Raw genomic sequence first — 398 nt, 5'->3', positions numbered from 1 at the left:
ACACGGAGCCGTCCTCGGCCATGTCGAACTGCATGAACACGTTGTTCCAGATCTCGATGAAGCGGTCGCCGTCCTCATCGGGGCTGCCCGGGGGGCCGCCGGCGATGTGCGGGCCGTGGTCGTAGAAGATCTCGGAGCACGGGCCGCAGGGGCCGGTGTCGGCCATCATCCAGAAGTTGTCGGACTTGTAGCGGCCGCCCTTGTTGTCGCCGATGCGGATCACGCGCTCGGGCGGCAGGCCGATCTCCTTCGTCCAGATGTCGTAGGCCTCGTCGTCCTCGGCATAGACGGTGGCGAGCAGGCGCTCCTTCGGCAGGCCATAGACCTCGGTGAGCAGTTCCCAGGCCCACTTCAGCGATTCGCGCTTGAAGTAGTCGCCGAAGGACCAGTTGCCCAGC

The 398-nt window shown here is 65.6% G+C and carries 1 protein-coding gene; it reads right to left on the bottom strand.

The annotated features are described in order from the left end of the window. Positions 1–398, bottom strand: a 398-nt coding sequence (locus tag GVK32_RS28755; protein WP_255430492.1) for an alanine--tRNA ligase-related protein, incomplete at both ends; no start/stop codon positions are given.

Source organism: Klebsiella sp. 18074, from assembly GCF_902705905.1.
GTDB lineage: Bacteria > Pseudomonadota > Gammaproteobacteria > Enterobacterales > Enterobacteriaceae > Klebsiella > Klebsiella terrigena.
The sequence above is the reverse complement of the archived record's forward strand: the minus strand, read 5'-3'. Positions and strand labels throughout refer to the sequence as shown.